Genomic DNA, 10,578 nt, shown 5'->3' on the forward strand with positions numbered 1-10,578 from the left:
TCAGCATGCTTTTGTTCATTATTTGATGGTAGAACAAGGGTTACGTTACTTGAAACCGAATGGTTGGGGTATTTATATTGTGCCTGCTGGTCTTATCCAAGATGAAAATATTAAGACCTTAATTGAAGCTATTGGTGAGCACGGTTATTTCCAAGCTTTATTGTCACTACCAAGCAATCTTTTCAACAATGAGAAATCTAGAAAAGCTATTTTATTAGTGCAAAAAGCGGGCGACAAAGCTAAACAAAGTGAGAATGTACTTGTAGGTGAAATTCCGGACTTGAAAAGTAAGGAAGAATTGCCTAAGTTCTTGGGGGCTTTTGAAAACTTTCTTGAGAAAATGAAGTAGGCTTTATAATAGCTACTTTGCAAAAAATGCATTTCACAAGGAATAGAATAGAAATGTCTTTACCATAACGAAACATGTCATGTTATAATGAAGTATATTAAATAATATTGATTTAAGATTAAAGGAGAGAAAGCATGTCTAAAGTAATTGCTGTAAACGCAGGTTCTTCTAGTTTAAAATTTAAAATTTACGAAGTGCCTAGCGAAGATGTTGTAGCGTCAGGTCAAATCGACCGTATTGGAATCGGTAACTCTAACATTTCTATCAAATATGGTGAAGGCCAAAAATTTGAGGATGTTAAAGATATAGCTGATCACGAAGTAGCTACTGAATTCTTGTTAAACCAATTAAACACTTTAAACATTATCACTAGCTATGATGAAATTTCAGGTACTGGCCACCGAGTGGTAGCTGGTGGAGAAATCTTTAAAGAGTCTACATTATTAGATGATGAAGCAATACAAAATATTGACAAATTAGCAGAATTTGCACCTCTACATAATGGACCAGAAGCTCGTGCCATTCGTGCTTTCCAAAAAGTATTACCAGGCAAACCAGCTGTTGGGATTTTTGATACATCATTCCACACAACAATGCCTGAAGTCGCTTATTTATATTCAATTCCATTAGAGTACTACGAAGAGTTTGGTGCTCGTCGTTATGGTGCGCACGGTACTTCTCACAGATATGTAGCAAACCGTGCTGCTGAATTAATGGGTAAACCAATTGAAGATTTAAAAATTATCACTTGCCATTTAGGTAATGGTGGTTCAATTACTGCTGTAGACGGTGGTAAATCTGTTGATACTTCAATGGGCTTCACACCATTAGCGGGTATTACAATGGGTACACGTTCGGGTGATATCGATGCATCTCTAGTTCAATTCTTAATGAAGAAATTGAATATTACTGAAATTGATGAAATGATTTCTATTTTAAACAATAAATCTGGATTATTAGGTCTATCTGGCGTTTCTTCAGATATGCGTGATGTCGAAGATGCAGCAGATAATGGTGACGAACGTTCACAAACTACATTAGAAATCTTCTATGACCGAGTACGTAAATACATTGGTCAATATATTGCAGTAATGGGTGGCGTTGATGCAGTTGTATTTACAGCTGGTATTGGTGAAAACTCAGGACGTACTCGTGCAGCAATCATTGATGAGCATATGGCTTTCTTTGGTATGGAGATTGATGAAGCAGCAAATGATACACGTGATGAAGCGAAAATCTCTAGCGAAGATTCAAAAGTTGCGGTTTACACAATCCCAACTGATGAAGAGTTAGTAATCGTTCGCGATACTGTACGTTTAGGTAACATTAACGAATAATCGAACAATTTTTTCAAGGACTCAAGTTGTCTCTAAATAGGCAGCTTGGGTCTTTTTTTATTGAATGATGTAATTTAATTTCATTCATATGGTTTTTTTAAGATAATTTGTAATTTATTGAAAAAATATTTCAAAGTGCTATAATGATTTTAACTTAAATTGTTTTAAACAAAAAGAGCACAAGTTAAAGTATGAATGAGGTGAGTATATGTATGGTTTTTCCGTATATTTAAATGAAGCAATTGATCGTGATTACATCGACCGGATGGTTGCTGCTGGTTTTACTGGTATTTTTACATCAATCCATATTCCAGAAGATGATTCCACTGCCTATCTAGATCGGATGCAAGACCTTGGCACCATTGCAAAGGCTTATGACTTGTCGCTAGTCGTAGACATTTCAGGGACCAGCCTCCATAAAATTGGTGGTTCATTTGAAGACATCAGGTCGGTCATTGATCTAGGGATTACAGGTTTGCGGATTGATTATGGCATTGGATTTGAAACGGTGGCTGGTTTAAGTCATGAAATTCATATCGCTTTAAATGCCAGCACACTGACTGAACAAGATTTAGAGCAACTCCATTATTATCAAGCAGACTTAAATCAAATAACCGCCTGGCATAACTACTATCCAAGGCCTGAAACTGGCTTAGACGTGGACACCTTTAAACGCCACAACCGGTGGCTGAAGTCGACGGGTCTTCGGACTATGGCTTTTGTCCCTGGTGATGACAAAATGAGGGGTCCAATCTACGCAGGCTTGCCGACGGTTGAAGCCCACCGAAGCATGCATCCTTTGGCGGGAACTCTAGATTTAATCACTAATGGCCATATTGACGACATTTATATCGGTGACCCAACAATTTCACGGGAAGTCCTTTTTCAATTTAAAGAATATATTGAAAAAAAACGGATTTGTTTAAGGGTGGAAAGTGCAAGGCACGCGGCTACTGAACAAGTGGAATGGATTTTAGGTGATCATACTAATCGGCAAGATGCGGCAGCTTTAGTGGTTAGAAGCCAAGAATCAAGACGACAATTAAGGTCAAATGACCTAATCAAAGCAGTGAATACTGGTATACGGCAATTTGGCGCTATCACTGTCGATAATGAAGGCTACGGGCGCTACCAGGGTGAAGTGCAAATTTGTAAGGTCGATTTACCGCAAGATGAGAAAGTCAATGTGGTTGGTCAGGTTGTTCAAACAGATAAAAGCTTAATCCCCTATATTGGGCCAGGACAAACATTTAAATTATTGCATAAGTAACGGAGGAAGAAAGAGATGAGTGTAGAAATTAATCGGTTAACGACTGAGAAGCGGAATCCGAATACGATGCATTTGGACCAGATGTCAGTTGGTCAAGTACTTGAGCTGATGAATAAGGAAGACCTACAGGTGCCTGAAGCGATTGCGGCAGCGCTTGGACAAATTGAAGCGGCGGTTGGAACCATTATCCAGTCATTCAATGCGGGTGGCCGTCTAATTTATTTTGGGGCTGGCACATCGGGTAGACTTGGGGTTTTAGATGCCGCTGAGTGTGTGCCGACTTTTGGGGTCTCACCAGACTTAGTGGTCGGCTTGATTGCGGGTGGTGACAAGGCAATGGTTGAAGCGGTTGAGGGCGCTGAAGATTCGCTGACCTTGGCAGAAGAAGATTTCAAGAAGCTGAACTTAAATGCCAGGGATACAGTAGTTGGGATTGCTGCTTCGGGCCGAACGCCTTATGTCATTGGTGGCTTGAAGTATGCGCAAAGTGTTGAGGCCAAAACAGTCTCAATTGCCTGCAATAATGAGGCAAAAATTAGTGGTTATGCCCAGATTCCAATTGAAGTGGACTGTGGACCGGAAATCTTAACTGGATCAACCAGACTAAAAGCGGGGACAGCACAAAAGTTGATTTTAAATATGTTGTCAACGGTATCGATGATTGGTATCGGTAAGGTCTATCAAAACTTGATGGTGGACGTGCAAGCGACCAATGAAAAGTTAGAAGAACGGTCAAAAAGGATTATTATGGCAGCAACTGAATGTACTTATGAAGATGCAGCACGCTATTTTAAAGCAGCCAATCAAAATGTCAAAGTCGCCATCGTGATGATTTTAACCAATTTAAATGCGACAGAAGCTAGTCAAAAAATAAATGCAGCCAATGGTTTTGTTAACAAAGTAATCAAATGATAAGGGGATGGGTATCATGGCTAAAATCAGTAATGAAGCACGTTTAGCACAAGCAATTTACCAACATATTGGCGGACCAACTAACACGAGTAAAGTCTACAACTGTATGACTCGAGTCCGGATCAACATCAAAGATGACCATCAAGTGGACATAGAAGCCCTGAAGCTAGTTGAAGGGGTTATGGGTGTCGTTGAAGACGGGGACACCTTACAAGTGGTTGTTGGTCCAGGGACGGCAGCTAAAGTAGCCAATGTCATGGCCGACCAAGGGCATGTCCAACAAGGACGTCAAGTTCAAGAAAATCTTGACCAAGATTTAACTTCAGGGCGTTCTGAAGCTGAACGAATCACAGCAGAAAATAAAAACAAGCAAAAACAAAAGAATAATACACCTTTTAAACAAGCACTAAAAGTCATTGCCTCTATCTTTGTGCCTTTAATTCCTGCCTTTGTTGGGGCCGGTATTATTGGGGGGATTGCCTCAATTATTCAAAATATGTTGACGGTGGGTGCATTAGAGCCTGGCATGTGGGACAACATTTTCCTTGTCCTTAAAATCCTTCAAAACGGGTTATTTGCCTACTTAAACATCTACATTGGTATTAACGCCGCCCGGGTATTCGGTGCAACAGAAGGCCTCGGAGGGGTTGTCGCAGGAGTTACTTACTTAACTGGTATGTTACCTGAAGCGCCACTACCAAATATCTTTACAGGTGGTGACTTAGCGGCCGGTCAAGGTGGGGTCATCGGGGTTATTATCGCCGTTTACCTCTTGTCACTAGTTGAGAAAAGCTTACGTAAAGTCATTCCGGATGCCATCGATATCATTGTAACGCCAACCATTTCATTATTAGTTGTTGGGATGATGACCATCTTCTTGATTATGCCGATTGCAGGTTTCGTATCGACTTCACTTGTTGGTGCCATCAACTGGGTATTACAAGTTGGAGGTGCATTTGCTGGCTTTATCTTAGGTGCAACCTTCCTACCTTTAGTCATGTTTGGATTACATCAAATCCTTACCCCAATTCATATTGAAATGATTGCAGCTACAGGTAAAACCGTACTACTACCAATTCTTGCGATGGCAGGCGCTGGACAAGTTGGTGCAGCCTTTGCATTATGGTTGAAATGCCGTCGAAATAAACAATTAACCAATATTATTAAAGGATCATTACCTGTAGGGATCCTAGGAATAGGGGAACCATTAATTTATGCCGTAACTTTACCATTAGGTCGACCGTTCGTAACAGCCTGCTTAGGAGGCGGTATCGGTGGTGCAGTCTTAGGTGCAATCGGTGGCGTTGGTGCTACTGCCATTGGACCATCAGGTGTCGCCTTAATTCCATTGATTGCTGACGGACAATGGCCAGCATACGTCATGGGTCTTGTCGCAGCTTATATTGGTGGCTTCATCCTCACTTACTTCTTCGGTGTACCCCAAACTGCCCAAGAAGCCAGTGAGATTACAGGATCACCATCAAATACCATGGAAGCATTAGACAATTTATAGTAAGATATGAATAAGTGAAAAAGGGCTGTCAACTCCTTGCTGGCAGCCCTTTAAATTTGTGAAATGATGACGATAGAGAGGTGCCAAGATGGCAAGAAATGTCCTACAAACAATCAATGAAATGCTGAAAGACTTACCCAAGTCTGAACAAAAGATTGGTCAACTTGTTTTAGAGCGGCCAAAAGATGTTATCCAGATGAACGCGACCGAGCTTGCAAAAGAGGCTAAGTCAAGTCCAGCGGGGGTTATCCGTTTTTGCCATTCGATTGGGATCAGTGGCTTTACCGCGTTAAAACTCGCTTTATCTGCACAAACAAGTCAAAGAGGCGATTTAAATTATACGGATATTGATGCAGACGAAGGTCTAGATATCATTAAAGAAAAGCTAGCATCCAATGCCAGTGTAGTCTTCACCGATACCAATGTCAGTCTCTTAAACCAAGATATCGATCAAGTTACGGACTGGATTATGGATAGTCCAGTGGTCTTTTTATATGGACTCGGTGCATCAAATATTGTAGCCCAAGACTTCCGACAGAAATTTACCCGAATTGGTAAGCAAGTCATGGTAACTCAAGACCAACACGAACTAGTTGCAGCCATGGCTATTGCCCCAAAAGACTCACTATATATTGGAATTTCCAATTCAGGTGAAAAAGCCGAAGGAACCAGCGTCATAAAGATGGCCAAAGAGCTCGGTTTAAAAACGGTGTCCTTAACTAAAGCGGGGACCAATACGCTTGCCAATTTAGCCGATATTCCCTTACATACAGCGGACACCAAGGAAGCTTTGTTACGGAGTGGGGCAACCATTTCCTTGTTAGCCCAGCTTTATGCCATTGACCTGCTGTTCTTTTCTTATATGACGAAAAATTATGATACCCATGTTCAAAATTTGGCCTTAACTAAAGAAGCAACCAACGCAATCGAAAGCTTTTACGAAGATTAAAGAAGGGTGCTTAATATCGACACATATGTTTAAAACTAAAAGCAAATTTATACTAAGTAGACTAGCTCTTTCCAAGGGCTAGTTTTTTTTGGGGGGGACATTTAGCTTTGCAAGAGTAGTTATTTTTCAAGGGAATTTAATCGTCTTTTAATGATGGGCAAAATTTGCTATGATGGTAGGTAGAAACTTGAAAGAGAGAGGATGGAGACGGGTGCTAAAAATATATGGCTTAAAACAATGTTCCACAACACAAAAGGTGAAAAAACACTTGGAAGAACAAGGGTTAACCTTTGGGGAAATCATCGACATCCGTGATCAACCACCCATGGCTGAAGAAATTGCCTGGGCACTGGACCAAGTGGACGGTAGATATACAAAAATATTAAACACATCAGGCGGTTTGTACCGTGAATTAGGCTTAAAAGACAAGCTAACCGATATGTCAGAAGAAGCCTTTCTAGCCTTACTGTCTGAACAAGGCATGTTAATTAAACGACCATTAATTGTAGGCGATGAAGTGGCTACAGCAGGGTCAAAAGTCGATTTTTTGGACCGGATCTGGTTAAACAAATAAGGCTAGGAAAATAAGGTCAAGCAAATAAGGACAAGACAAGGGGCAATATAGGATAAAGATTCTTGGAGGGATTTTATTTGGAAATTGAAGCGTTAAAGGATTTAATTGCAGGGCAAGAAAAAGACATGTTCGCCTTTTTAGAAGAGTTAGTCAATACAGAATCAGGGATTGACCAAATTTCTGGTGTTAATCAAGTGGGGACAATTATCAGCCAATGGTGTGAAAATATTGGCATGACCACCCGGACCATTCCCCATGACCAAGCAGGGGACTTATTGATTGCTGAATATAAAACTGCCGAAAACAAGGACCAAAAACCTATCGTCTTATCAGGTCATATGGATACAGTCTTTAATGCCGATGTGACCAAAAAACACCACTTCCGTTTGCTAGCTGATAAACCGGGTTTCGCTAAGGGTGCCGGCCTGATGGATATGAAGGGTGGTCTCGTGATCGCTATGTATGTGGTGAAAAATCTGATTGAAATGGGCTATCAAAAACACCCCCTAAGTCTGATTTTTATTCCGGATGAAGAAACCCTCCACCGCTATTCTGATACCCGCCAGGAAATGATTGGCGAATTACAGGATGCAGCATTGATGCTAAATTTTGAACCCACATCAACTTTTGATGAAATTGTGGTCGGTCGCCAAGGTGGCATGATGATGAACGTAACTGTTGAAGGCGTCCAAGGCCATTCCGGCATGGAAGTTGAAATCGGCCGGTCAGCCGTTGTGGAATTGGCACAGAAAGTCGTTGCCCTAGAAGCCTTAACCGATATCCCGCGTAAGAAGTTGATCAACTGTGGCATCATCAATGGTGGCGTTTCAGCAAATACGATTCCAGGATCTGCCAAAGGAAACTTCTCACTGAGATTCCCAAACCAGACCATTAAAGAAGAAATTATTGCAGATATCGAGCGCGTCATTGCTGAACCCTATATCGCAGATACAGTGACCAAATTTGAAATTGAATCGGGCGTAGATGCCATGGTTTACACCGATAAAGTCGATCAATTAGCAGACCATTACTTAACTACGGCTGATAAAATGGGTTATGGTCCTCTAGCTAAGGTCGAAAGCCAAGGCGCATCCGACGCTTCTCTAGCATCTCTTGTAGACATTCCCGTTGTTGACGGCTTGGGCATCGTGGGGACAGGTGCCCACACCCTTGAGGAAGAAGCTGATTTGACCTCACTTGTACCAAGAGTCGCACTATCCATTCAAGCCATTTTAGATTTATAATAAACTAAGCAAACCAAATAACCGCCAACCAGGAGACAAGACATCAGCTAGTTGGCGGTTTATTTTATTTGAGTAAATTTTTTGCTGAGCATTTAGTCAGCAATTTGTTCATTGTCTAAATTCGTACGAACTACTAACACATCACATGGGGCATTACGAATCACATATTCAGAAACAGAGCCGATAAATAAACGCTCAACAGCATTTAAACCAGTCGCACCAATCATAATTAAATCGGCCTTGTGTTCTGGTGCTAAAGTATGGCAAATTTGATACTTGGCAGAACCATAATCAATCACAGTTTCCACTCGTTCAATCCCTGCTTTACGCGCTTCTTCTTCATAATCAGTTAACATGACTTTAGCACGTGTCGTCACGGCTTCAGGAATGACCTCATTATACATATTTGTTGTTTGGAAAGCAGAGGTGTCAATAATATGGGCAACAATTAGGGTAGCATTGTTACGCTTAGCAACAGCTACAGCCTTTTTAAAGGCTAATCTAGACTCGTTGGAACCATCAATTGGGGCTAATATACGTGAATATTCTTGATACATTTTCCTCACGCTCCTTTGTCTTTATTATACCACTTAAAAAGCATAAAGTAAGCGCTTAAAGATCATTTTGCAGTTCTATAGGTAAAAAACGATAGAAATATACCTGTATTGCAGGCAAGGAAAAGCAGAAAGTAAAAGAAAAGTACAACAAAAAAGGATGCGATAAACGCATCCTCTAAAAAGTTAATTTTATAAAAGAGCTCCGTTATGTGCCGTGATGAGATCTATCTGTATTGAACCCGCATTGATATACAGGTGGGAACCACATATCTACTTCAACAGTCCTCGTGATGAGGCGTTATATCCATAAACCTTGGCAGTTCCCTAGATAGCTAATTGTTCGGTCAACACATGTAAAGAAATCGCGAACACTACAGAGGAATTCTTCTTATAAATATCATACAATCTTTTGAGGATGATTTCAAGTTTTAGGTCCTGAAAAAGCCGACAATTACTATAATTTTAATATTTATAAGTGATTATTTACCTTCACGTTTACGGCGGTTTTCAGCTAAAGCCCGTTCATAATTCCCGGTGTCTCCAGCTTGGTAATACCGTCTGCCAACTAGGGTATCTGGTAGATATTGTTGGGCTACCCAGTGGTTAGGGTAAGCGTGTGGAAACTTATATTCGTTGCCATGACCTAATTTTTCTGCTCCTTTATAATGGGCATCTTTTAAGTGTTTTGGAATGATACCAGACTTACCGGCCCGTACATCAGCAAGGGCGGCATCAATTCCTTCAATGGCCGAATTGGATTTAGGCGATAGGGCTAAATCAATAATGGCATTGGCTAAAGGAATCCGAGCTTCTGGTAGGCCTAATTGATTGGCCGCTTGAACTGCAGCTACCGTTCGTTCAGTTGCTTGTGGGTTGGCTAAACCAATATCTTCGTAGGCTATGACTAATAATCGCCGACATAAAATAGTTAATTCACCGGCTTCAATTAAGCGTGCTGCGTATAAGAGGGCAGCGTCCACGTCGCTTCCGCGGATAGATTTTTGAAAGGCTGAAATGACATCATAATGCATGTCTCCGTCTGCATCGTGGGAGAATGATTTCATCTGCATGCTTTCTTCCGCGATATCCAAAGTAATATGGATACGGCCATCCGCATTTTCATCTGTTGATTTAACGCTTAGTTCTAGGGCATTTAAGGCTGACCGCAAGTCCCCAAAGGCTGCATGGGCAAAGTGATCGATAGCATTTCCATCAATATCTACCGGGAAACTGCCTAATCCGCGGTCACTATCGGTTAAGGCCCGTTCTAAACCAGTTTTAATATCTGCTTCATCCAGTGGTTCTAATTGAAAGATTTGGGCCCGAGACCGGATGGCTGGACTGGTGTTGATAAAAGGATTTTCAGTTGTGGCCCCAATTAAAGTAATCAAGCCTGATTCCAAATGGGGTAGTAGAAAGTCTTGTTTTGTTTTATCTAACCGGTGGATCTCGTCTAGTAATAAGACGATACCGCCAGAAAATTTAGCTTCCTCAACGACCGCCTGTAAGTCCTTCTTGCTGTCTGTAGCGGCATTTAATTTTCTAAAGGCATATTTAGTAGATCCAGCGATGGCTGAGGCAATCGACGTCTTCCCAATACCGGGTGGTCCATATAAAATCATGGATGATAATTGCATGGCTTTTACCATTCGGAAAATGATTTTGCCTTCTCCAACCAGATGTTGTTGGCCGACAACTTCTTCGATTGACCGTGGTCGCATGCGAAAGGCTAAGGGATTATTTTGTGGCATTTACCTGGCTCCTCTCTTGACTATACTCCCCTTAATTGTAACATAGGTGATTCAAGTTAGCGAATATACGTTCGTTTTTATATAAAAAGTAAGACAGAAAAATGGTCTGACAAGCGCATTAG

Annotated in this window: 10 protein-coding genes and 1 other RNA gene; 8 read left to right on the forward strand and 3 right to left on the reverse strand. The window is 41.2% G+C overall.

The genetic code is table 11. The features are described 5' to 3' along the window. The 8 genes from ACRCJ0_RS06560 to ACRCJ0_RS06595 form a co-directional block, all read left to right on the forward strand. Positions 1–349 (forward strand): N-6 DNA methylase (locus ACRCJ0_RS06560; protein ID WP_431389950.1); only part of this gene is annotated, 349 nt, incomplete at its 5' end. A gap of 134 nt (positions 350–483) precedes the next feature. After that, positions 484–1,686 carry an acetate/propionate family kinase gene (locus tag ACRCJ0_RS06565; RefSeq protein ID WP_419971110.1) on the forward strand — a complete coding sequence of 401 codons (1,203 nt, stop codon included), beginning with the start codon at positions 484–486 and terminating at the stop codon, positions 1,684–1,686. 208 nt (positions 1,687–1,894) lie between these two features. Further along, positions 1,895–2,956: a DUF871 domain-containing protein gene (locus tag ACRCJ0_RS06570; protein WP_419971111.1), complete on the forward strand. Its 1,062-nt coding sequence runs from the start codon at positions 1,895–1,897 to the stop codon at positions 2,954–2,956. A gap of 15 nt (positions 2,957–2,971) precedes the next feature. Next, positions 2,972–3,868, forward strand: coding sequence for an N-acetylmuramic acid 6-phosphate etherase (gene murQ, locus ACRCJ0_RS06575; protein ID WP_419971112.1), 897 nt, complete (start codon positions 2,972–2,974; stop codon positions 3,866–3,868). Positions 3,869–3,884: 16 nt separating this feature from the next. Further along, on the forward strand, positions 3,885–5,381 hold the full coding sequence (locus ACRCJ0_RS06580; protein ID WP_431389951.1) for a PTS transporter subunit EIIC: 1,497 nt from the start codon (positions 3,885–3,887) through the stop codon (positions 5,379–5,381). Positions 5,382–5,469: 88 nt separating this feature from the next. Then, a complete protein-coding gene (locus ACRCJ0_RS06585) occupies positions 5,470–6,330 on the forward strand; it encodes a MurR/RpiR family transcriptional regulator (RefSeq protein ID WP_431389952.1) in 861 nt (286 codons plus the stop codon). A 172-nt stretch (positions 6,331–6,502) separates the two neighbouring features. Next, complete coding sequence (locus ACRCJ0_RS06590) at positions 6,503–6,904, forward strand: Spx/MgsR family RNA polymerase-binding regulatory protein (RefSeq protein ID WP_431389954.1); 402 nt, start codon at positions 6,503–6,505, stop codon at positions 6,902–6,904. Positions 6,905–6,981: 77 nt separating this feature from the next. Further along, entirely contained in the window at positions 6,982–8,148 is a 1,167-nt protein-coding gene (locus ACRCJ0_RS06595; protein ID WP_431389953.1) for a M20/M25/M40 family metallo-hydrolase, read from the forward strand. A gap of 92 nt (positions 8,149–8,240) precedes the next feature. Here the strand turns inward: ACRCJ0_RS06595 and ACRCJ0_RS06600 are convergent, their stop codons facing one another. The 3 genes from ACRCJ0_RS06600 to ACRCJ0_RS06610 all read right to left on the reverse strand — a co-directional run bounded on the left by ACRCJ0_RS06600 (position 8,241) and on the right by ACRCJ0_RS06610 (position 10,456). Then, the gene (locus tag ACRCJ0_RS06600; protein ID WP_413937456.1) at positions 8,241–8,705 is read right to left on the reverse strand and encodes a universal stress protein; all 465 of its coding nucleotides are present in this window, start codon (positions 8,703–8,705) and stop codon (positions 8,241–8,243) included. Between the two features lie 195 nt (positions 8,706–8,900). Continuing rightward, a non-coding RNA gene (gene ssrS / locus ACRCJ0_RS06605) (6S RNA) lies at positions 8,901–9,088 on the reverse strand. Positions 9,089–9,184: 96 nt separating this feature from the next. Continuing rightward, positions 9,185–10,456, reverse strand: a complete 1,272-nt coding sequence (locus ACRCJ0_RS06610; protein ID WP_417894117.1) for a replication-associated recombination protein A — start codon at positions 10,454–10,456, stop codon at positions 9,185–9,187. Positions 10,457–10,578 lie beyond the last annotated feature (122 nt).

It is taken from the genome of Aerococcus sp. L_32, from assembly GCF_050689315.1.